Genomic DNA, 23,243 nt, shown 5'->3' with positions numbered 1-23,243 from the left:
GAAAAACAGCAGCATGGAAGCTGATTAATTGCTTAACAGGGGAGGCTCTCTTAGCCTCCCCTTTCCGTGTCTGAAGCTTGCGTTATCGGCGCAAGCGTCAAGTGCTTTGCAAGCCACTCTTTGCAAGCAATAAAGGGTCGGCTACACTCAGCCACTAACTGTTTATGTTCAGTGCTCGTTTGAAGTGCTTAATAATGACTATCTTTTCGTACCCTGCGAGTTGAAATTATCGCATGTTTAAAGGATTTACCCGTTTCCTACACAGCCCGGGGGAGCAATTGAAAACCTTGCTCGATCCCCAAGAGAGCACCACCACCGCCCTCTCTCCACGTAATATTCCACGGTCCGAGCACCCCGTTTCTCGCCAACAAATCAGCGATGCCGCCTTAAAAGTGCTCTATCGTCTCAATGGCGCAGGTTACGATGCTTATTTGGTAGGCGGTTGCATTCGCGACGCGCTGCTGGGCAAGATGCCCAAGGATTTCGACGTCGCGACAAATGCCACCCCCGAGCAGGTTCGCGATCTGTTTCGTAACTCGCGCCTGATCGGCCGTCGTTTTCGGATTGTCCACGTGCGCTTTGGCCGCGAGGTTATTGAGGTCACCACCTTTCGTGGCAAACCCCAAGACGAGCATGGCGATCACATTGCCCATCAGTCTGATGAAGGGCTCCTGCTGCGCGACAATGTGTGGGGCAATATCGAAGAGGATGCGCTACGCCGCGACTTTACCGTTAATGCGCTCTACTACAACATTGCCGACTTCAGCATCACTGATTTTGCCAATGGCGCCCGCGATATCGAGACGCGCACGCTGCGCCTAATTGGCGATCCGGCCACGCGTTACCGTGAAGATCCAGTGCGAATGCTGCGCGCGGTGCGTTTTGCTGCCAAGCTTGATTTCACGCTAGACCCAGCCACCGAAGCGCCGATGTATGATCAGGCGCCGCTACTGCTGCAGATTCCGCCTGCGCGTCTATTTGACGAAGTGCTCAAGCTGTTCATGTCTGGCCACGGGTTAGTCACCTTCCGCCTGATGAGCCATTACGGCCTGTTTGGCATGCTGTTTCCCGAAGCAGAAGAAGCCATGGCCGATGCCGCCTGGGCGGAAGAATTGATCGAGCAAGCGCTGACCAATACCGATAAGCGTATTGCTGAAGAGCGACCCGTTACCCCAGCGTTCCTGCTCGCAGCGTTTTTATGGGCACCGGTCAAGCAACGTCAGGAAGTGCTGGAGCAAGAGGGTATGCCTGCCATTCCCGCTTTGCAGGCGGCCGCCCAGCAGGTCGTTTCGCGTCAGTTAGAGCACACCTCGATTCCCAAGCGGTTTGGGATTCCCATGCGAGAAATTTGGGAATTACAGCAGCGTCTTCCTCAACGCCGCGGTAAAAAAGCCTTTCAAACTCGCGAGCATCCCCGTTTCCGAGCAGGGTATGATTTACTCCTACTACGTGAGCAGGCGGGCGAAATTCCTCGCGGATTAGGTGATTGGTGGACCGCGTTTCAGCGCGGCGATGAACACGAACAGCGTCGCCTGCTGCAAAAAGTCGGCGGTGACCCGGCCAGCCAAGGCGATCGTCGTCGCAAACGCCGGCGTAAGCCCCGCGCCGCAGAGTAGCGAAGCATCGTGGCCACGCCTTTTCAGCTTGCGTACATTGGCTTAGGCAGCAACCTTGAGTCGCCTATCGAGCAGGTGCGCACGGCTTTTGACGAGCTTGCCACACTGCCGTTAACGCGCTTAGTGGCAGCTTCATCGCTCTATGCCAGCCGCCCGGTGGGGCCCCAGAACCAGCCGGATTTCATCAATGCCGTGGCGGCGCTGGAAACGCGCCTCTCGCCACTGGCCTTGCTTGATCAGCTCCAAGCATTGGAGCAGCGGCATCGCCGCCGCCGCCAGTTCCACTGGGGACCTCGAACGCTTGACCTTGATTTGCTGCTCTACGCCCACGATGACATCAAGACGCCGCGTCTACGCATACCCCACCCTCAAATGACCGCCCGCGCCTTTGTACTGGCACCGCTGGCAGAGATCGCCCCCACGTTAACACTTCAGCAGCAGCCGCTATCCATGTGGCTGAAAAGCACGGCGGCACAGGGCGTTGAGCGCCTGCCCGCTGCTTCGTAGACGGCCAGCGCTACCATTTGACACACATCTCGACACAGACCACACATTCAGGTAACAATTGCCGGTTACGCCACTTCGCGCAGGCAGGGAAGCCGCGTCACTAATGGTCGGCTGCCTAGGTGGCACTGGCCTAAAGAATAAAGAGAGCACGCCATGAAAACCGTCACTCTAAGTACGCTGCAAGCCTATAAGCAGGCTGGCGAGACATTCAGTTGCCTGACCGCTTACGACGCCTCCTTTGCTCATGCGGCAAGCCAGGCAGGCATTGACGTCCTGTTGGTCGGTGATTCCCTGGGCATGGTGCTACAAGGCCATAACAGCACGTTACCCGTCACTATCGACGACATCGTTTATCACACCCGCTGTGCAGCACGTGGCAAAGGGCATAGCCTGTTGATGGTCGATCTGCCGTTCATGAGCAATGCCACCACTGAACGCCTGCTGGAAAATGCTGGCGCCGTCATGCGTGCAGGCGCTGAACTGGTCAAACTAGAGGGCGAAGCGTGGATGGCTGACGGCATTCGCGAACTGACTCGCCGCGGAGTACCCGTCTGCGCCCACCTGGGTTTAACCCCACAAACCGTACACCAGCTTGGCGGTTATAAAGTGCAGGGCCGCGATTCCGCTCACGCCGAGCGCATCATTAATGATGCTAAGGTGCTCGTTGAGGCGGGCGCCTCGGTCATTCTGTTAGAGTGCGTTCCCGCGAGCCTGGGCAAAGCGGTCACCGAAGCACTGGAGGTGCCGGTCATCGGTATCGGTGCTGGGCCTGATACCGATGGTCAAATACTGGTGATGCACGATGTGCTCGGCGTTACCCATGGCCGTACGCCACGCTTCGTCAAAAACTTTATGACCGATGCTGACAGCATCCAATCGGCTTTTCAGGATTACCACGAAGCGGTCAAAACACGCGTTTTCCCAGCCCCCGAGCACTGTTTTTAAAGACTGTTTTTAAAGACCGTTTTAACCAGAAGACAACTCAATTATGCGCACCTTGCGAGACATTGATGAGCTACGCAGCACGCTGCAGGAACACCGCCAGCGCGGCCAGCGAATCGCGTTAGTGCCCACCATGGGTAACCTTCATGCGGGGCATTTAGCCCTGGTCGCCTGCGCGCGCCAGCAGGCCGATATCGTGGTCTCCAGCCTGTTCGTCAATCCGATGCAATTCGGCCCAGGCGAGGATTTAGACGGCTACCCCCGCACCTTTGATGCCGATCAGGCGCAGTTGGTTGAGGCTGGCTGTGACGTGCTGTTTGCACCGGCGGTGAGTTCGCTCTATCCCAACGGCTTGGATGCGCAAAGCCGTGTTCATGTACCCGTTGTCGGCGAAGGACTGTGCGGGGGTTCACGCCCCGGCCACTTCGACGGTGTTTCTACCGTCGTCAGCATGCTGTTCAACCTAGTGCAGCCAGATATTGCCTGCTTCGGCGAAAAGGATTACCAACAGCTTGCCGTCATTCGCAAGCTGGTGCGGGATCTGCACATGCCCATCGAGATTATCGGTGTACCGATCGTGCGAGCAGCGGATGGCCTGGCACTCTCCTCACGCAATAGCTATTTAAATAGTGAAGAGCGTGCGAAAGCCCCCGCGCTATACCGTACGCTGTGCACGCTTCGCGATAGCCTTGAACACGGCGCGGCTATTGAAGCCATACACCATCAAGGCAAAAGCGCGCTCTATGAAGCGGGCTTTATACCGGACTATCTGGAGCTACGAGATATGTCGCTCGGCCCGGCGAGCCCTAATACCCGCCAAGCGATACTGTTGGCCGCCGCCAAGCTCGGCCCGGCGCGATTGATCGACAACGTGACGGTGCAACTCCCAGGCAGCACTATCAGCTCTGCCAGCCAATAAACCAACAACGGGTCATAGAGGAACTCCCATGCATACCATTATGCTCAAAGCCAAACTGCACATGGCACGCGTTACCCATGCAGTACTCAATTACGAAGGCTCCTGCGCCATCGATGGTGACCTGCTAGATATGGCAGGCATTCGTGAAAACGAGCAAATTCAGATTTATAACGTGGAGAATGGCGAACGCTTCACGACTTACGCTATCCGGGGAGAGGAAGGCTCTAGATTGATCTCAATCAATGGCGCGGCGGCTCACTTGGCATCCCCTGGGCACCGTATCATCATTTGCAGCTACGCCCACTACTCAGAAACCGAACTGGAACAACACCAGCCCGCGCTGGTCTATCTCCAGGAAGGCAACCACGTTAGCCACACCAGCAATATCATTCCGGTGCAGTTAGCCTAGCGTTAAGGCCTATAACGCTTTCTCCTGACGGGCCACATGTTGGCCCGTTTTTATTTGCCTCTGTGTTTATTTGCCTATAAAAGCGTATTGCCGCAACGCATCACCTTCCCCTATGCTGAAGAGACGGCTGACAGAGCACGAATAAAAGAGTACGGCTGACAGAGCACGCCTATCGGGCATCTGGCTTCAGAATGTCTGTTCTTTACCCAGGAGTCATCTTATGCAAGAAGTAGTCATTGTTGCGGCACGCCGCACCGCCGTGGGCGCTTTCGGAGGTTCCCTTGCGGGTATCCCAGCGAGCGACTTGGGCGCTTTAGTGATTAAAGATATTCTCGCCTCCACCGGCGTCGCCCCCGACCAAGTTGACGAAGTACTGCTCGGCCAGGTATTGACCGCAGGCGTCGGCCAGAACCCGGCTCGCCAGGCAGCCATCAAAGGTGGCCTGCCGGACTCGGTGCCAGCCATGACCATCAATAAAGTATGTGGTTCGGGCCTTAAAGCGATTCACCTCGCGACCCAGGCAATCCGCTGCGGCGATGCTGACCTGATTCTAGCGGGCGGCCAGGAAAACATGTCTGCCTCGCCTCACGTATTGCCTAACTCGCGCAACGGTCAGCGCATGGGCGATTGGAAAGCCATCGATACCATGGTGCACGACGGCCTGTGGGACGCGTTCAACGATTACCACATGGGCATCACCGCTGAGAACTTGGCTGAGAAGTACGGCATCACCCGGGAAGAGATGGATCAATTCGCCGCCCAATCTCAGCAGAATGCCGCGAATGCCATCAAAGAGGGTAAGTTCAAAAGCCAGATCGTGCCGGTAGAGATTCCTCAGCGTAAAGGCGACCCGGTGGTTTTCGATACTGATGAGAATCCACGCGCGATCACCGCCGAGAAGCTGGCGGGCATGAAGCCTGCCTTCAAAAAGGATGGCACCGTTACCGCCGGTAACGCCTCCTCTTTAAACGATGGTGCGGCCGTCGTGATGATCTGCTCCGCTGAAAAAGCTAAAGAGCTTGGCCTGGAGCCGCTCGCGCGTATTGCGGGTTACGCCAATGCTGCCGTTGACCCCGCCATAATGGGTATTGGGCCTGCACCCGCTACTCGCCGCTGCCTAGAAAAAGCGGGCTGGAGCCTGGATGATCTTGATTTAGCGGAAGCCAACGAGGCATTCGCCGCTCAAGCGCTCTCCGTCAATAAAGAGCTCGGCTGGGATGTCAGCAAGGTAAACGTTAACGGCGGCGCGATCGCCCTTGGCCACCCCATTGGCGCTTCCGGTTGTCGTGTATTGGTATCACTGCTGCACGAAATGATCGCTCGTGATGCCAAGAAAGGTCTCGCCACGCTGTGTATCGGCGGCGGCCAGGGTGTCGCGCTGGCGATTGAGCGGCCTTAATTGCCCCGCTAGATAGCCAGTAACGATTGCCGGTAACGTAGCGATGCCCCCTTTTATTCGGGGGCATTTTTTATAGCACGTCTTTCTTCAACGTGTTTTCTCACCGACCACCTTGGCTGGGGTGCTAAGCACCAACAGCGCGCCTAGCAGGAACAGGCCAGACGCCGCCCACATGGCAATGGGCAGGCTAGTGCCATCGACGATACGCCCACCTAGCATGGCACCTAAACCAATCGACATATTGAAAGTAAACGCCATCAACGCCGTGGCGGCTTCGGTATTGGGTGCTGTGCGTAAAATCCAGGTTTGAATGCTGACCGATACGCTGCCAAACACCGCGCCCCACACCATCAGCAGCATGACCCCGCTGTTCGGCTGAATCCCCAGCAACGGGAAGATGGCCACCACAATGACCAGTAGGCTGGGAATCGCCAGCACCGCACGGTAGGGGTGACGTCCGGCAAACATCCCCGCCAGGATATTACCCACGATGCCTGCCGCCCCGTAAAGTAGCAGCAGACTGCTGACGTGACGCTGAGAAATACCGCTGATCTCTTGCAGGATGGGGCTAATAAAGGTGTAGGCAGCAAAGTGCCCGACCACCACAAAGGCCGTGGTTAACACCGCTACCCGCACCCCGCGATTGCTAAACTGCTGCGCGAGTATTCGCAGCCGCACTGGCTCCCGGGGTGGTAACGGCGGTAGCCAACACCACAGTGCCAAGGCCGTTAACAGGCTAAAACCGCCCAGTGCCCCAAAGGCGACGCGCCAGTTGCTGAGATCTCCGAGCAGCGTGCCTAGTGGCACCTCCAGTACGGAGGCTGCTGCCACGCCTCCAAAAATCATCGTCATCGCTTTTGGCACCTGGTCTTCAGGCACAAGCCGTGGGGCAATGCTGCCTGCCACCGCCCAGAATCCACCAATGCTAAGGCCAACCAATACGCGGGCGGACAGCAGCAATGCAAAGCTGCTCGCCAGTGACGACAGTACACTCCCGGCGACCATAACCAGCATCAACACTGTTAACATGATGCGCCTATCCAAGCGCCCTACAGCGACCGGTAACAGCGGGGCTGAAAAGGCAGCCACCACGCCGGGCACGGTGACCATCAAGCCCGCCACGCCCGGCATAACGCCCATTGATGTGGCCACTTGAGAAAGCAGCCCAATCGGCAGCTGTTCAGCAGTCACCAATAAAAAAATGCCGATCATCACGGCCACCACCGCCCACCAGCGCGGCGCTTGTTCCTGCTCCATCTGCAGCTCCCTGATTCTCTCTAAATCCGGCGAAAAAAACTATTCCTGCCACAAAGCCGACACCCTGCAAAAACAACGCCCCCGCAGCCAGAAGCTACGAGGGCGCTATCAGATACCTAGCTAACGATTTACATCACTCGCTTTAAATCGTCGCTTCGGTTTCCGCTTGTTCCGCTGTAAAAGCGGCTTTCTCTTCTTCGGTGATCTCTTTCATCGACAGCTTCACGCGGTTGCGGTTGTCGATATCCAGTACTTTAACGATCACATCATCACCTTCGTTCAAGAAATCGCGCACATTATTGACGCGCTCAGCAACGATCTGTGAGATGTGCACCAGGCCATCAGTCCCCGGCATGATGTTAACGAAAGCCCCGAAGTCAGCAATACGTACGACCTTGCCGTTATACAGCTTGCCGATTTCCGCTTCGGCGGTAATCGCCAGTACGGTATCGATGGCGCGTTTCGCAGCGGCTTTATCTTCCGCATAGATACGGACGGTGCCATCGTCATCGAGATCGATGGACGCGCCGGTGTCTTCGCAAATTTTGCGGATCGTTGCGCCGCCTTTACCGATAACATCACGGATTTTGTCAGGATCGATTTTGATGGTGGCCATCGACGGCGCGTTGTCGGAGACATCGCTACGGCTCTGGCTAATCACGACATTCATTTGCTCGAGAATACTCAGACGCGCGGTCAGTGCTTGCTGCAGCGCGAGCTCCATAATCTCTTCGTTGATGCCTTCGATCTTGATGTCCATCTGTAGGGCGGTGATGCCCTCTTCCGAACCGGCCACTTTAAAGTCCATATCCCCAAGGTGATCTTCGTCACCCAGGATATCGGTCAAGACAGCAAAGCCATCGGCGTCTTTCACCAGGCCCATGGCAATACCAGCGACCGGTGCTTTCAGCGGCACACCAGCATCCATCAAGGCCAGCGAAGAGCCACACACAGACGCCATTGAGCTTGAACCGTTAGACTCGGTGATTTCAGACACCACGCGGATGGTGTAGGGGAAAGCGTCTTCGGCGGGCAGCATGGCCTGAACGCCACGACGCGCTAAGCGGCCGTGACCGATTTCACGACGCTTCGGGCCACCCATAAAGCCAGCTTCGCCCACTGAGTAAGGGGGGAAGTTGTAGTGCAGCATAAAGCGATCTTTACGCTCGCCTTCCAGCGATTCAATTAACTGCGAATCACGCAGCGTGCCCAGTGTCGCCACGGCAATTGCCTGCGTCTCACCACGGGTGAAAACGGCAGAACCGTGTGCTTTCGGCAGCACGCCTACTTCGATGGCCAAAGGACGCACGGTTTGGTTGTCACGACCATCGATACGCGGCTCGCCTTTGACAACACGTGAGCGCACAACGCGTTTTTCCAAGCCAGCGAAGGCGCCTTTGACGTCATCTTTGCTGAATTTGTCGTTAACCGGTTCGCCTTCATCGGCTGCCAGTTGCTCGATCGCCTGCTCTTTTAACTCAGCCAGTGCATCCTGACGCTGCATCTTGTCGGTGATGCGGTAGGCGTCGCCCACTTTAGCTTCAAACGCATCGGCCATAGCGGCTTTGAGCGCCTGGTTCTCTTCAGCGGCCTGCCACTCCCAGCGCGGCTTGCCCGCTTCGGCAACCAGCTCGTTGATGGCACTGATGGCGACCTGCATTTCCTGGTGACCAAACAGCACGGCACCCAGCATTTCATCTTCGAGTAGCTCTTTGGCTTCGGACTCCACCATCAGCACGGCTTTTTCAGTGCCGGCAACGACCATGTCGAGCTCTGAAGTAGCTAGCTCTTCAACAGTTGGGTTGAGGAAGTAACCCTGCTCTTCGTTAAAGCCAACGCGAGCTGCGCCAATCGGGCCACTAAACGGTACGCCAGAGATACTCAACGCGGCGGAGGTGCCAAGCAGTGCGGCGATATCTGGATCGTGGTTACGATCGGTAGAGAGAACGGTACAGACGACCTGCACTTCGTTCATAAAGCCTTTGGGGAACAGCGGGCGGATAGGACGATCGATCAGACGCGAGGTGAGCGTCTCTTTTTCAGTGGGACGCCCTTCACGCTTGAAGAAGCCGCCGGGGATTTTGCCCACTGCGTAGGTTTTCTCTTGGTAGTGTACCGAGAGGGGGAAAAAGGGCTGGCTCGGGTTTGCCTCTTTACGAGCAACCACGGTGCACAGCACGACGGTGTCATCCATGGTAACCATGACAGCGCCGGTAGCTTGGCGAGCAATACGCCCGGTTTCGAGCGTGACGGTGCTACGACCGTACTGGAACGTTTTCTTTACCGGATTCACAGCGACTTCCTTCAGCATTATCAATATCTACTTGTCTATTCATTTAGGTCGTTTTGACTCGCTACCATTCTAGGCGCTGGAGCACGATAGGGCTACCAGTTCCCTCCCTGGTCAATGCGAAACATAAAAAAACGGGCAGCTCACAAGGAGCTGCCCGTTTCTAATCGTTGCCGTTAACGCTTAACGACGCAGACCCAGACGCTGAATCAGGGACTGATAGCGTTCGAAATCTTTACGCTTTAGGTAATCCAGCAGTTTACGACGCTGGTTAACCATGCGGATCAGACCACGACGTGAGTGGTGATCCTGCTTGTTGGTCTTGAAGTGATCCTGCAGGCCATTGATGTTGGCGCTCAGCAGGGCAACCTGCACTTCAGGGGAACCGGTATCGTTGTCGCCGCGGCCGTATTCAGTAACGATCTCGGCCTTCTTCTCAGCGGTTAAAGCCATCTGTCTCTCCAGTAAGCAATATGCCTAAAAATGAATGGGTGAGACCACGCATATTTGCAGTCTCAAGCTGCTAATTTCTAATAGCTAACTTCTAATGGCTGATTTCTACTAGCCATCTTCTATTAACTATTTTCCCGTAGAAGGTGCATCCTTGCAACGCTGTTTACGAGATAGCGACGGTGCTTAACAGTCGCTTAGGCGCCACTTCCTGGTCGCCTTTCACTACGCCAAGGCCGATAAACGTCTCGGCGTAATAAAGTCTAGCTAACGCCTCTGGCGCAAGCGTGCCGGTAGTTAGAGCGGCAGGCTGGCCATGGGCTAAGCGGGTATGGGCAGTATCGTCCACCGTCAACGACGGCAAATGATCGACCAGCACATCCACGGGCATCAGTTCAGCTTCCAGTGCGGCTTGGTCAGCTAACGCTTCCAAGGCCTCTAATGTCCACATCGCATCGGCTAAAAAAGGCCCCGTTTTGAGCCTTCTTAGTTGACTAATGTGCGCACCACAGCCAAGCGCTTTACCGATATCTTCGGCTAACGTGCGGATGTAAGTGCCTTTGCTGCAGCTTACTTCCAGCTCAAATGCAGTGCCATCAAACGACAGCAGGCGCGCATCATACACGCTTACCCGGCGTGCTGCACGCTCTACGTGCTTGCCTTCCCGGGCCAGTTCGTAAAGTTTTTTACCCTGGTGCTTCAAGGCCGAATACATAGGCGGCACTTGGTCAATGTCACCGCGAAAGCGGGTGAGCACAGCTTCCACGTCATCGACGCTTAGGCTAGGAACCTCATGCTGCTCAATAATCGTACCTTCAGCATCGCCGGTGTCGGTGATCATCCCTAGCTCTACCCGGGTGCGATATACCTTATCGGCTTCCAGCAAGTGCGATGAAAACTTGGTAGCTTCGCCCAGGCAAATCGGCAATAAACCGGTTGCCATCGGGTCTAGCGTGCCGGTGTGCCCAGCTTTTTGCGCCTGGAACAACCGACGAACGCGCTGCAGCGCATGATTGCTGGAAACGCCCTTGGGCTTATCCAACAAGAGTACGCCATTAACCGGCAAACCACGTCGTTGACGTGCCACTAGCGAGTTTCCTCACTGGCGTCTGGCTCGTCCTCGTCGTCATGATGACGGGCGCGATCAGTCGTCACCGCCTCATCAATCAATGAAGAGAGCTGCTGACCACGCACCACGCTCTCATCAAAATGAAAGCGTAGTTCTGGCACGTGGCGAAGCTTGATACGCTTAGCAATCTGACTTCTTAGAAAACCAGCCGCGCGCTTCAGCACCTGCAGGTTTTCCTTAATACGCTCGGGCTCTTGCTCACCCAGCAGAGTGACGTAGACATCTGAGTAGCCAAGATCACGGCTAACGGTAACACCGCTGACCGTGACCATGCCTAGACGTGGATCTTTCACTTCACGTTGAATAAGTACCGCCAGCTCCTTTTGGAGCTGGTCGGCTACCCGGTCGGTACGCTTAAATTCGCGCATGGTTAGCTCCTCGCAGCCTTACAGGCTACGCTCGACCTTCACTTGGTCGAAGACTTCGATCTTATCGCCGACTTGGACATCGTTGTAGTTCTTCACGCCGATGCCACACTCCATGCCATTGCGCACTTCCTGCACATCGTCTTTGAAGCGGCGCAGCGATTCGAGTTCGCCTTCGTAGATCACCACGTCATCACGCAGCACGCGGATCTTCTTATTACGATGAACGTTGCCTTCGATGACCATACAGCCAGCGATAGCACCAATCTTCGGCGCACGGAATACATCGCGCACTTCAGCAATACCGACGATCTCTTCTTTCCACTCAGGTGCGAGCATACCGCTCATCGCCTGCTTGACCTCGTCGATCAATTGGTAAATAACGCTGTAGTAACGCAGATCCAGGCCTTCGCGCTCAACGATCTCACGGGCAGCGGCATCAGCACGGACGTTAAAGCCGACCACGATGGCTTCAGACGCTAGCGCCAGGTTGGCATCGGTACCGGTGATACCGCCCACACCCGAGGAGACCACCGCCACTTCGACTTCATCAGTGGAGAGCTCTTCCAGGGCGCCTTTGATCGCTTCCAGCGAGCCTTGTACGTCGGCTTTGAGGACGATGTTGACCTTGGCCACTTCGTCTTGGCCCATCTGGCTGAACATGTTCTCCAGCTTGGCCTTCTGCTGACGCGCCAGGCGCACTTCGCGGTATTTGCCTTGACGGAAGTTAGCCACTTCCCGGGCTTTCTTCTCGTCGGCCACGACCATGAAGTCATCACCGGCATCCGGCGTGCCGCCCAAGCCTTGAATCTCGACCGGCATGGCCGGGCCAACTTCATCGACTTGCTGGGCAAGTTCGTTGGTCAGCGCACGTACGCGGCCGTAGTGCAGGCCAGCCAGGACGATATCGCCCTTTCTCAGCGTGCCGTTCTGAACCAGCACGGTAGCGACCGGACCACGACCTTTATCAAGGCGTGATTCAACCACAACCCCTTTACCCGGTGCGGAAGGCACCGCTTTTAGCTCAAGTACTTCGGAGGCCAGCTGGATCGCTTCCAGCAGCTCTTCCATACCTTCACCGGTCTTAGCAGACACGTGAACGAACTGCGTATCACCGCCCCACTCTTCCGAAATAACGCCGTGCTGCGAAAGCTCGTTTTTGATGCGATCCAGATCGATGCCCTGCTTATCGATCTTGTTCACCGCCACCACCATGGGAACTTCGGCGGCTTTGGAGTGCTCAATCGCCTCAATGGTTTGCGGCATCACGCCGTCATCCGCTGCGACAACGAGAATGACCACGTCCGTTGCCTTGGCACCACGGGCACGCATAGCGGTAAACGCCGCGTGACCAGGCGTATCCAGGAAGGTCACGCCACCGTGGTTATCTTCCACGTGGTACGCGCCAATGTGCTGGGTGATACCACCCGCTTCACCGGTGGCCACTTTCGCTTTACGGATGTAATCCAGCAGCGATGTTTTACCGTGGTCGACGTGACCCATCACGGTCACGACCGGTGAACGAGTGATCTCTTCGCCTTCGTAGGAGATGCCTTCGAGCATTTCCGTTTCCAGCGCGTCATCTTTCACCAGCTTCGGCGTGTGGCCCATCTCTTCCACCACGATCGCAGCAGTATCCTGATCGATGGTTTGGTTGATAGTGACCGCCGCGCCCATGTTAAACATGGCTTTGATCACTTCGTTGGCCTTGATCGACATTTTGTCGGCCAATTCCGCCACGCTGATGGACTCAGGGATCGACACTTCACGCACGATCGGCTGGGTCGGTTTCTGGAAGGCGTGCTTGCCATTGCCGGTCTGGTTGCCACCACGGCGACCACCACGACGTTGCTCGGCACGTTTTACCTTCTTACCGCCACCACCGCGCTTACGCTCTTCGCGATCGCCACGATCTTCATCGTCACGACGTCCTTTGGCTTTCGCTGCGGTCTTCTTAGGCGGCGCCGTACGGCGGTCAGAGCGGCCTTCTTTCGGCGGCGCTGGCGGCATATCGTCGCCGGATGGTGTGTCGTCAATCTCAAGATTGGGCACGTCGATATCGGGCGCTACCGGCGCTTTTTCAGTTTTCGGCTTGGCGTCGGCTGGCTTCTTAGCGGCAGCTTCTTTCTTGCTAGCAGCCTCTTCAGCGGCTTTAGCTGCCTGGGCCTTCTGCGCAGCCGCTTTTTCTTCGGCGGCACGTGCATCGCTGACTTTACGCTCAGCTTCCGCTTCTGCCATATCGCCGACTAGCTGGCGTGGGCCGGTATAGCTAGGCTCAGGGGCTTTCGGCTTCTCATCTTCAGCGCTTTTGACGTAGGTTTTCTTCTTACGCACCTGCACTTCGATGGTTTTGCCGCGCTCACCGGTATTGATACGGCTACGCGTTTTACGTGTCAGCGTAATACGGTTTTTACTGGCATCACCCGTGTCGCTACCGCCGTGGCTCTTCTTCAGAAAACTCAGCAGCTTCTGCTTATCTTCTTCAGACACTGCATCGCTTTCAGAAGCATGCTTTAAACCCGCTTCTTTCATTTGCTCTAATAGGCGAGGCACATCACGGCCCACCTTTACTGCGAAATCTTTAACTGTCATATCTGACATAGTGACCCTCCTCAGCCCGTGACCTGTTTACTGTGTGTTCGAATCCGATGCGTCATCGACTTCAAACCAGGGCGCACGGGCAGTCATGATCAGTGCCGCTGCGCGCGCTTCGTCCAACTCCTCGATATCGACCAGATCGTCGACAGACTGCTCGGCGAGATCCTCCATGGTGACAATGCCGCGACTGGCCAGGATGAAGGCCAGGTGGCGCTCCATGCCATCCATTTCCAGCAGATCTGCTGCTGGTTGGGCACCGTCTAGCGCTTCTTCCGAGGCAATTGCCATCGTCAGCAGCTCGTCTTTCGCACGTGCACGTAGCTCTTCGACCAAATCTTCATCGAACTCTTCGATTTCAAGCATTTCTTCCAGCGGCACGTAGGCGACTTCTTCCAGGGTTGTGAACCCCTCTTCCACTAACAGGCGGGCGACATCTTCATCCACTTCGAGGTGTTGGATGAAAGAGTCGACCAGGCTATCAATCTCTTGGTCGCGCTTAGACTCTGCTTCCTCTTCGGTCATGACGTTAATGCGCCAGCCGGTGAGCTCAGAGGCCAAACGTACGTTCTGACCGCTCCGGCCAATGGCCTGGGCCAGATTGTCCTGGGCCACGGCCACGTCCATCGCGTGGGCATCTTCGTCAACAAGGATAGACCCCACGTCGGCAGGCGCCATGGCGTTAATCACCAACTGGGCAGGGTTGTCGTCCCACAGCACGATATCAACGCGTTCGTTTTGCAGCTCCGAAGAGACCGCTTGAACGCGCGAACCGCGCATACCTACACAGGCGCCGACGGGATCGATGCGGCGATCATTGGTTTTAACCGCAATTTTGGCGCGCGAACCGGGATCACGCGCGGCCCCTTTAATCTCAATTAACTGCTCGGCGATTTCAGGGACTTCAATCTTGAACAGTTCAATGATCAGCTCAGGGCACGTGCGAGACAACTGAAGCTGAGCACCGCGAGCTTCTGGGTCTACTTTGACCAACAAGGCACGTACCCGCTCATTCATGCGGTAACGCTCGCCGTGGATCATTTCATTGCGCGGCAAAAAAGCCTCGGCGTTTTCGCCCAAATCGATGATCAAGCCATCGCGGGTCGTCTTCTTAACGATCCCAGCCACCAGCTCACCTTCACGATCAGCATATTGACGCACGACTTCGGCCCGCTCGGCTTCGCGTACTTTTTGTACGATCACCTGCTTGGCGGTTTGCGCAGCAATACGGCCAAAAGACGCATTTTCGATGCTTTTTTCGACCACATCTCCCAATTTCAGCGGCGGATCGCGCTGCTCGGCAATGGTCTCTTTAATTTCGTAATCTGGCGTTTCGAACTCGTCGTCTTCAACGACTGTCCAGAAGCGAAAGGTTTCGTATTCACCAGTGCGGCGATCAATATGCACGCGCACATTGGCTTCTTCTTTTTCGAAACGCTTGCGCGACGCGCTCGCAAGAGCAGCTTCTACCGCTTCGAAGATGACATCACGTGGGACGCCCTTCTCATTGGAGATCGCGTCAACGACCATTAAAATTTCTTTACTCATGCGTATGCCTCGCCAGAAAACCTATCCTTATGTGCATCACACCGGCAGCCTGCCGGCAGCGCCGCTACCCGGTTAATCGTCGAACTGCGGTACAATGTGAGCAGAATCAATACTCTCAATAGGAAAGCAATACTCTTCGCCATCCAGCTGTAGGAGTATTTCATCCCCTTCCACACCGACCAAAAGCCCTTGATACTTGCGCCGCCCGTCAAAGGCAGTGCGCAGTTTGAGCGCGACGTGATGACCTTGAAAGCGGGTAAACTGATCCAGGGAATACAAGGGACGTGCCATGCCAGGCGAGGAGACTTCCAACCGGTACTCACCGGCAATGGGGTCTTCTACATCCATGACAGCACTGACTTGGCGGCTTATATCTGCGCAGTCTTCAACGCTGACGCCACTCTCGCGCTCGATATAAATCACCAGCCGCGAGTTTTTGCCCTGGGAAAGATGGTCGATGCCCCATAGCTCAAAGCCCATGGCAGCAACAACAGGTTCGATCAGCGCGTGAAGCGCAGCGTGTTTAGTGGCCACAGACAAAGCTCCTATAGCCGTTGCATCAGGCACCTGGCCAGGAGTTTTTAGAAAAGCTAGGTGGCTGATTGGCGTTACTCGGAAATGTGCTTCCGGTTATCCGGAGGCATCCGCTATTAAGATTACTCGTGTTAGCAATGAGCGGGCGATAGCCCACTGCGCTTGCTAACCAAAAGCTGCTAACAAAAAGCCCCTTCACTGGAAGGGGCTTTTTAAAAGAAACCTTAAGTACCGTTTCAGCAACACGCCCCAGGATTAACCTGATAGCCGCCATTTTCAATCTATATAATTCAGTCTATATAAATAGAGAAAACAGCTGACAAACATGCTACTAGAAAATGGTAGCGGGGACCGGATTTGAACCGATGACCTTCGGGTTATGAGCCCGACGAGCTACCAGACTGCTCCACCCCGCATCAATCTAGGTCGACGATAATAGACATCAAAGCTACTTACGTCAAGAACTACTTGCTTCAAGCGTTACTTACTTAACGCTGACTTTTTCGCCTACCTATCGAATGCAACGTACTCATTCTGGCGAAAAAGGCATTCTGGGAAGCTGGCGAGCCAGCAAAACAGATGGTGCCGAAGGCGGGACTTGAACCCGCACGACCATACGGTCACTACCCCCTCAAGATAGCGTGTCTACCAATTCCACCACTTCGGCATCAAGGGAGACTAAAAAATAACAGCGACCGAAACTTCAACTACTTAGTCGTTGCTTTCCTCTAGCACTGGCGCGGTATTATCCACATCTGCAGGTCTGTCGTCAAGCGTGGGGACGCTTTGCTGCTGCTCGATCAGGCGTGAGTCCGGAATGCCCGCTTCAGGCGCTTGGCCAGCTTGTGTTGCGAAATAAGCCAGCGCCATGGAAGTAACGAAAAAACCCGCCGCCAAAATGGCCGTCGTACGCGACAAAAAGTTACCGCTACCCCTAGAGCCAAACACTGTTTGTGATGCGCCGCCCCCAAAAGCAGCGCCGGCTTCGGCACCTTTACCCTGCTGAAGCAGGATGAGTACCACCAGGGCGACCGCAATCACCACGTGGATCATAAGAATTGCAACTTGCATGGCGTTATCCTGCTGACTGACAAATGGCATAAAAATCATCGATCTTGAGTGAGGCTCCGCCCACTAGACCGCCGTCGATATCCGGCTGAGCAAGCAGCTCAGCCGCATTACTTGCATTCATACTGCCGCCATAAAGCAACCGAAGCTGCTCAGCGAGCCCTTTATCAAAGCCTGCCTGGTAAGCACGAATGCCTGCCATGACCTCTTGGGCTTGCTCAGGCGTGGCGGTGCGCCCCGTACCAATGGCCCAAACGGGTTCGTAGGCGATGACGACTTGCTGGCGCTGGTCTGGCTCTAGGCGAGACATCACATGCCCTACCTGGCGTAACACTACGTCCATCGTACGCCCCGCGTCGCGCTCCTCTAGGGATTCACCTACACAGAGAATCGGCGTGATATCCACGCTCAATGCCGCCAGTAGGCGCGCAAAAATCTGGTCGTCGCTCTCTTTATAAAGCTGACGCCGCTCCGAATGCCCAACCAGTACGTAAGAGACCGCAAACTCTTTGAGCATGCGACCACTCACTTCCCCGGTATGCGCTCCCGAATGAATGGGATTCAGCGTCTGTGCACCCAACGACAGCACCGTGCCTTCGAAGGCAAGACGCGCCGAATCCAAATAGGGGAACGGCGGAATGATAACGACATCCACCTCTTTTGGCGATACGGCAGCAGAGAAGGCCTGGCCAAATTCGTTGATCAACGCCACGGAACCGTTCATTTTCCAGTTACCGGCGATTAAAGGCGTACGCATCGACTCTCCTCACTCATGGTGGAGCGAAATGGTATAGGAGCGGCCTTGTCAAGACAACCGCTGTTGCAAGCACACAATAGGTTTACCGAACCAGCTAGCCATGCCGATTAGCTGGGAACGTCTATTTGAGCAGTGCCTGGACTTGATTGGCTAAACTTTGCGCCAACTGATCGACGTCCAAATGGGCACGCCCTTCCACCATCACACGAATCAATGGCTCGGTGCCCGATGGGCGCAGCAATACACGCCCCTCATCGCCCAGTTCATACTCTAGCGCAGCCACCGCTTGCTGAAGTGGCGCAGAAGCCATGACTTCTTGAGCACTTGCCTGGGCAGGCAAACGCACATTGACCAGCGCCTGGGGCACCTTCTCCAGCTCTTTTAACAGGGTCGGCAAACTCTTCTGTTCCCGCATCATCAGCGCCAACACCTGCAGCGCCGAGACGATACCGTCGCCGGTGGTCTGCACATGGCCGCACACAATGTGGCCAGACGACTCGCCGCCCAGCTCCCAGCCGTTGGCCGCCATGCGCTCCATCACAAAGCGGTCACCCACTTTCGCCCGCTCAAAAGGAATACCCAGCCTATCCAGCGCCATGGATAGACCAAAATTAGACATCAACGTGCCCACCACACCGCCTTGCAGCAAACCACGCTCGTGACGGTCGCGGGCGATCAGATAGAGAATATCGTCACCGTCCACTTCGCGCCCATCGCCATCCACCAGCAGGACACGATCACCATCACCGTCGAACGCAATGCCTAAATCCGCACTCTGCTGAATGACAGCGGCGCGCAGTGCCGCCGGATGGGTTGAACCCACCTGTTGATTGATATTCAAACCGTCAGGCGCGGAACCAATGGTGGTAACGTAAGCGCCCAGCTCACGAAACACATTAGGTGCGATGTGGTAAGTAGCGCCATGGGCGCAGTCCAGCACCACTTTCAAGCCGTGCAGGCTGAGCCGATCCGGCAGGGTTGATTTGCAAAATTCGATATAACGGCCGGCTGCATCGTCGATGCGGGTTGCTTTACCCAACTGAGCGGCCTCTGCCGTGGTCAGCGGCGCCTCCAGCATTTCCTCGATCCGATCCTCCGTATCATCGGGAAGCTTTTTACCTTCTGCGGAGAAAAACTTGATGCCGTTATCATCAAACGGATTGTGCGATGCCGAAATCACAATCCCCGCATCAGCACGGAACGTCCGTGTTAAGTAGGCGATACCTGGCGTTGGCATTGGCCCAAGCAGCGACACATCGACACCGGCCGCTGAAAGCCCTGCCTCCAGAGCAGACTCGAACATATAGCCGGAGATACGCGTATCTTTACCGATCAGGACCCGCGTTCGACCTTTATCACGGCGCAATACCTGCCCCGCCGCCCAGCCTAACTTGAGCATAAAATCAGCCGTAATGGGCGACTGCCCCACTGTGCCACGGATACCATCGGTACCAAAATAGCGCCTTGTCATGCGTCAGACTCCTTGTTAAGCGGCGGCTCGCAGCCTTCTTGTAATACCGCCCACGCCATGTTGACTGCATCAACCGTTGCAGCGACATCATGTACTCGCAGAATATTCGCTCCACGCTCTACCGCCATGGCCGCTAACGCCAAGCCGCCGGGGAGACGCTCCTCCACCGGACGGCCTAACACCTTACCAATCATACTCTTGCGCGACATACCTACCAGCAATGGAAGCTCTAACGCCTGTAGAGCCTCCATATATTTGAGTAAGCGTAGATTGTGTTCGACGCTTTTGCCGAAGCCAAAGCCTGGATCCACTAACAGCCGATTACGGCGCAGCCCGGCGGTCTCACACTCAGCCACTCGGCGCGCCAAATAGCCAGCCACCTCCTCTTCTATGGGGCGCGTATAAGCGGGTGCCTGCTGCATGTTCTGCGGCTCGCCTTGGCGGTGCATCAAACACACGGGCAGACCACTGCCCACGGCGGCCACTAGTGCCCCTTCGCGCTCTAACGCACGTACATCGTTAATCATTCCAGCGCCCAGCTCACTCGCCTCGCGCATCACCATGGGGCAACTGGTGTCCACCGACACTAACGCATCCAGTTCGCGCACCAGCAGCTCCACCACCGGCGCGACACGATCCAACTCCTCCTGGGGAGTGACAGGGGTAGCGCCAGGGCGGGTCGACTCGCCGCCTACATCAATCATCGCCGCCCCTTCCGCCAGCATGCGCTCGGCATGGCGTAACGCATCATCCAAGGCGACATGCTGCCCGCCATCCGAAAAAGAGTCGGGCGTGACATTGAGAATGCCCATCACACGGGGAAAGGAGAGGTCTAGTAGGTGGCGCCCACAGCGCAGTTGGAAAGCAGTACCAGCGGTTCGCGTCGAAGACGTGTCCATTATTGATTTCATGCTGCAGCCTGATCAAGAAAAGAAACATTGCAGTGTATGAGCACAGCATAACAAAAAAAGGCGCCCCTTGACGGGGCGCCTTCAGCTCATACGAGTGGTCAACTATCTCATCCCCACCTCATGCTCTACGGGCCTGCAGGGCCACCCAGAGGATCAGAGGGACGCCGACGCGGCTCATCATCCTCCTCCTCTTCACCGTCACTGCCAGAAGCATCCGATGACGAATCGTCGTTAGCTTCCTGCACTTTAGGCTTGTCACCACTTACAGGCGTACCGCCACCAGACGAGTCACCATCGTCCCAACCTTCTGGCGGACGCGGCTCACGGCCTTCCATGATGTCCTTCAACTGATTGGCATCGATGGTTTCGTATTTCATCAATGCTTCAGCCATGGCGTCGAGCTTATCGCGATTGTCGGTCAGGATTTGGCGCGCCTGCTCATAACAATCATCGATGATTTTACGCACTTCTTTATCGAGCCGCGTGGTGGTATCGCCAGACTTCATCTTGCTGCCACCCTGGCCAGGACCACCCAGGAACTGATGCGATTCGTCCTCGTCGTACATGATCGGACCCATCTCGTCCGATAAGCCCCACTTCGCCACCATGTTATGGGCTAGTTCAGTGGCGCGCTTGATGTCATTTGAAGCGCCGGTGGTTACCCCGTTGGGCCCCAGTGTCATCTCTTCGGCAATACGGCCGCCAAACAGTGAACAGATTTGCCCCAAAATTTGCTGACGCGACAGACTGTAACGATCCTCTTCCGGCAGGAACATCGTCACGCCGAGGGCGCGGCCGCGAGGGATAATCGTTACCTTATAAACTGGATCATGCGAAGGCACGACCAAACCGATAATAGCGTGACCCGATTCATGGTAAGCCGTGTTGAGCTTCTCTTTATCGGTCATGACCATCGACTTGCGCTCAGCGCCCATCATGATCTTGTCTTTGGCCAGCTCAAGCTCTTCCATGCTGACCAGGCGCTTATTGCGGCGCGCGGCAAACAGGGCAGATTCGTTGACCAAGTTGGCCAAGTCCGCACCGGAGAAGCCCGGCGTACCCCGTGCGATCAACTGCGGCTTAACGTCATCTGCCAGCGGCACCTTACGCAGGTGAACACCCAGGATATGCTCGCGACCACGAATATCCGGCAAGCCAACCGTGACTTGGCGGTCAAAACGGCCTGGGCGCATTAACGCAGGGTCAAGTACGTCAGGACGGTTGGTCGCGGCAATCACGATGATACCTTCGTTGGCTTCAAAGCCATCCATCTCGACCAGCAACTGGTTCAAGGTCTGTTCGCGTTCGTCGTTACCGCCGCCCATACCGGTGCCACGCGAGCGACCCACGGCATCGATCTCGTCGATAAAGATGATACAAGGCGCCTGCTTCTTGGCTTGCTCGAACATGTCGCGCACACGCGATGCACCGACACCCACGAACATCTCAACGAAATCGGAACCCGAGATAGAGAAGAACGGCACTTTGGCTTCGCCAGCAATCGACTTGGCCAGCAGCGTTTTACCCGTACCAGGAGGACCTACCATTAGCACGCCGCGGGGAATCATACCGCCCAGGCGCTGAAACTTGGTCGGGTCACGTAGGAAGTCGACCAGCTCTTCGACCTCTTCTTTCGCTTCGTCGCAGCCCGCCACGTCGGCAAAGGTGGTTTTAATCTGATCTTGGGAGAGCAGCTTGGCTTTCGATTTACCAAAGCTCATCGGGCCGCCTTTACCACCGCCAGCCCCGCCCTGCATTTGGCGCATAAAGAACATAAAAATGCCCAAAATCAGCAGAATCGGGAAGCTAGCGATTAGCAGGCGCGTCCAGATGCTTTGCTGCTCTGGCTCTTTACCCACCACCGTCACGTTATTGCTCAACAGGTCGTCCATCAGCTTCGGATCTTCCGCCGCTGGGCGGATGGTCTGGAACTGAGAGCCGTCCGTGCGCTCACCGCTGATGGTGTAACCATCAATCGTGACACTACGTACCTGCTGATTTTGCACCTGCTGCACAAACTGGGAATAGTTCGTGTTTTGCGGTGCGCTTTCCGTACTGAAATTATTGAACACTGTCAGTAGGACGGCCGCGATGACCAACCACAGAATCAGGTTCTTCGCCATATCGTTCAAGGGGCTACCCTCATTACAAGAATCCGTCAGTTAAACCCTGATGCTCAGTGAAGTCCGCTACTAAACAATCTAGTGCTATGACATTACAGCAGCATCAAGCGTTCAACCATTGCCAAAGCGTCTTATGCCTCGGGCCATCTGTGTCACGCGCACTTATAGCGACTAATGTGACACACGTTGCGCTTGCCTGTCTGGCAATCGCGCTGATAAATCTTGGCTATGAACCACACGCACCGTTACTGCACCCTTTTAAGGTCATCCTTTAAGGGCATCGAACCATAGGATACCTTAACCGCGAAACCCTTCGGCCAGAAAATACACCTCACGGGAGCGAGCCCGAGAAGCATCTGGCTTGCGAGTCATTACCTTGCTGAAGCTGCCACGTAGCTCTTTCAGGTAAGCGTCAAACCCCTCCCCTTGGAATACTTTAGCTAAAAATCGACCACCGGGTGACAACGTTTCGCGCGCAAGCTCCAACGCTAGCTCCACTAAGTACATCGCCTGGGGCTGATCAATGGCTGCCATACCACTCATATTGGGGGCCATATCCGACATCACAAGGTCTACGCGGCGATTATCCAGGCGTTTTAGTATCGCCTCTAACACCGCTTCTTCGGTAAAATCCCCCTGGATGAAATCAACGCCTGCCAGCGCATCCATTTCGAGAATATCAGATGCGATCACCACACCTTCAGGCCCTACCCGCTCTGCGGCAATTTGACTCCATCCACCGGGGGCTGCGCCTAGGTCAATCACCGTCATTCCAGGTCTTAGCAGCTTGTCCTTCTCATCCAGTTCGATCAACTTGTAGCTGGCACGAGAGCGATAGCCATCCTGCCAACTCTGCTTCACATACTGGTCGTCAAAATGCTCCTTCTTCCAGTTATTACTGGTCTTGCTGACGGAGTGTTTACGGTTTGGGGGCTTTTGCTGCATGTAGGAAT

General features: G+C 55.7%; 20 protein-coding genes and 2 tRNA genes. 6 read left to right on the top strand and 16 right to left on the bottom strand.

Annotated elements, in window-relative coordinates; all coding sequences use genetic code 11:
* Positions 1–233: 233 nt before the first annotated feature.
* From pcnB to ACUN8H_RS12415, 6 genes are all read left to right on the top strand, one after another.
* Positions 234–1,616, top strand: a complete 1,383-nt coding sequence (gene pcnB, locus ACUN8H_RS12440) for a polynucleotide adenylyltransferase PcnB (RefSeq protein WP_445532397.1) — start codon at positions 234–236, stop codon at positions 1,614–1,616.
* Between the two features lie 9 nt (positions 1,617–1,625).
* Positions 1,626–2,123: a 2-amino-4-hydroxy-6-hydroxymethyldihydropteridine diphosphokinase gene (folK, locus tag ACUN8H_RS12435; RefSeq protein ID WP_445532396.1), complete on the top strand. Its 498-nt coding sequence runs from the start codon at positions 1,626–1,628 to the stop codon at positions 2,121–2,123.
* A 153-nt stretch (positions 2,124–2,276) separates the two neighbouring features.
* Entirely contained in the window at positions 2,277–3,068 is a 792-nt protein-coding gene (gene panB / locus ACUN8H_RS12430; RefSeq protein WP_445532395.1) for a 3-methyl-2-oxobutanoate hydroxymethyltransferase, read from the top strand.
* A 43-nt stretch (positions 3,069–3,111) separates the two neighbouring features.
* Positions 3,112–3,984: a pantoate--beta-alanine ligase gene (gene panC / locus ACUN8H_RS12425; protein ID WP_445532394.1), complete on the top strand. Its 873-nt coding sequence runs from the start codon at positions 3,112–3,114 to the stop codon at positions 3,982–3,984.
* Between the two features lie 28 nt (positions 3,985–4,012).
* Positions 4,013–4,393 carry an aspartate 1-decarboxylase gene (panD, locus tag ACUN8H_RS12420; protein WP_445532393.1) on the top strand — a complete coding sequence of 127 codons (381 nt, stop codon included), beginning with the start codon at positions 4,013–4,015 and terminating at the stop codon, positions 4,391–4,393.
* A 220-nt stretch (positions 4,394–4,613) separates the two neighbouring features.
* On the top strand, positions 4,614–5,792 hold the full coding sequence (locus ACUN8H_RS12415; RefSeq protein WP_445532392.1) for an acetyl-CoA C-acetyltransferase: 1,179 nt from the start codon (positions 4,614–4,616) through the stop codon (positions 5,790–5,792).
* A gap of 87 nt (positions 5,793–5,879) precedes the next feature.
* Here ACUN8H_RS12415 and ACUN8H_RS12410 read toward each other — a convergent pair whose 3' ends face one another.
* The 16 genes from ACUN8H_RS12410 to rlmE form a co-directional block, all read right to left on the bottom strand.
* A complete protein-coding gene (locus tag ACUN8H_RS12410; protein ID WP_445532391.1) occupies positions 5,880–7,049 on the bottom strand; it encodes an MFS transporter in 1,170 nt (389 codons plus the stop codon).
* 142 nt (positions 7,050–7,191) lie between these two features.
* On the bottom strand, positions 7,192–9,360 hold the full coding sequence (gene pnp / locus ACUN8H_RS12405) for a polyribonucleotide nucleotidyltransferase (RefSeq protein WP_445532390.1): 2,169 nt from the start codon (positions 9,358–9,360) through the stop codon (positions 7,192–7,194).
* Positions 9,361–9,522: 162 nt separating this feature from the next.
* The gene (gene rpsO, locus ACUN8H_RS12400; RefSeq protein WP_007111823.1) at positions 9,523–9,792 is read right to left on the bottom strand and encodes a 30S ribosomal protein S15; all 270 of its coding nucleotides are present in this window, start codon (positions 9,790–9,792) and stop codon (positions 9,523–9,525) included.
* A 163-nt stretch (positions 9,793–9,955) separates the two neighbouring features.
* The gene (truB, locus tag ACUN8H_RS12395; RefSeq protein WP_445532389.1) at positions 9,956–10,876 is read right to left on the bottom strand and encodes a tRNA pseudouridine(55) synthase TruB; all 921 of its coding nucleotides are present in this window, start codon (positions 10,874–10,876) and stop codon (positions 9,956–9,958) included.
* Complete coding sequence (gene rbfA / locus ACUN8H_RS12390) at positions 10,876–11,286, bottom strand: 30S ribosome-binding factor RbfA (RefSeq protein WP_445532388.1); 411 nt, start codon at positions 11,284–11,286, stop codon at positions 10,876–10,878. Before rbfA ends, truB begins: the two co-directional genes overlap by 1 nt.
* A gap of 18 nt (positions 11,287–11,304) precedes the next feature.
* Positions 11,305–13,884, bottom strand: coding sequence for a translation initiation factor IF-2 (gene infB / locus ACUN8H_RS12385; RefSeq protein ID WP_445532387.1), 2,580 nt, complete (start codon positions 13,882–13,884; stop codon positions 11,305–11,307).
* A gap of 27 nt (positions 13,885–13,911) precedes the next feature.
* Positions 13,912–15,426 (bottom strand): transcription termination factor NusA, encoded by a 1,515-nt coding sequence (gene nusA / locus ACUN8H_RS12380; RefSeq protein WP_445532386.1) that lies wholly within the window; start codon positions 15,424–15,426, stop codon positions 13,912–13,914.
* Positions 15,427–15,498: 72 nt separating this feature from the next.
* Positions 15,499–15,960, bottom strand: coding sequence for a ribosome maturation factor RimP (gene rimP, locus ACUN8H_RS12375; RefSeq protein WP_445532385.1), 462 nt, complete (start codon positions 15,958–15,960; stop codon positions 15,499–15,501).
* A 339-nt stretch (positions 15,961–16,299) separates the two neighbouring features.
* Positions 16,300–16,376 (bottom strand) — tRNA-Met (locus ACUN8H_RS12370).
* 164 nt (positions 16,377–16,540) lie between these two features.
* Positions 16,541–16,627 (bottom strand) — tRNA-Leu (locus ACUN8H_RS12365).
* A gap of 44 nt (positions 16,628–16,671) precedes the next feature.
* On the bottom strand, positions 16,672–17,031 hold the full coding sequence (secG, locus tag ACUN8H_RS12360; protein WP_113269739.1) for a preprotein translocase subunit SecG: 360 nt from the start codon (positions 17,029–17,031) through the stop codon (positions 16,672–16,674).
* Between the two features lie 4 nt (positions 17,032–17,035).
* The gene (gene tpiA / locus ACUN8H_RS12355; protein ID WP_445532384.1) at positions 17,036–17,785 is read right to left on the bottom strand and encodes a triose-phosphate isomerase; all 750 of its coding nucleotides are present in this window, start codon (positions 17,783–17,785) and stop codon (positions 17,036–17,038) included.
* Positions 17,786–17,906: 121 nt separating this feature from the next.
* Entirely contained in the window at positions 17,907–19,256 is a 1,350-nt protein-coding gene (glmM, locus tag ACUN8H_RS12350; protein ID WP_445532383.1) for a phosphoglucosamine mutase, read from the bottom strand.
* The gene (gene folP, locus ACUN8H_RS12345; RefSeq protein ID WP_445532382.1) at positions 19,253–20,155 is read right to left on the bottom strand and encodes a dihydropteroate synthase; all 903 of its coding nucleotides are present in this window, start codon (positions 20,153–20,155) and stop codon (positions 19,253–19,255) included. Before folP ends, glmM begins: the two co-directional genes overlap by 4 nt.
* A gap of 137 nt (positions 20,156–20,292) precedes the next feature.
* Positions 20,293–22,299, bottom strand: a complete 2,007-nt coding sequence (ftsH, locus tag ACUN8H_RS12340; RefSeq protein ID WP_445532381.1) for an ATP-dependent zinc metalloprotease FtsH — start codon at positions 22,297–22,299, stop codon at positions 20,293–20,295.
* Positions 22,300–22,587: 288 nt separating this feature from the next.
* Complete coding sequence (gene rlmE, locus ACUN8H_RS12335) at positions 22,588–23,235, bottom strand: 23S rRNA (uridine(2552)-2'-O)-methyltransferase RlmE (RefSeq protein ID WP_445532380.1); 648 nt, start codon at positions 23,233–23,235, stop codon at positions 22,588–22,590.
* Positions 23,236–23,243: the final 8 nt, after the last annotated feature.

Source organism: Vreelandella sp. V005 (genome assembly GCF_052645115.1).
This window is presented reverse-complemented; position numbering and strand designations above follow the sequence as displayed.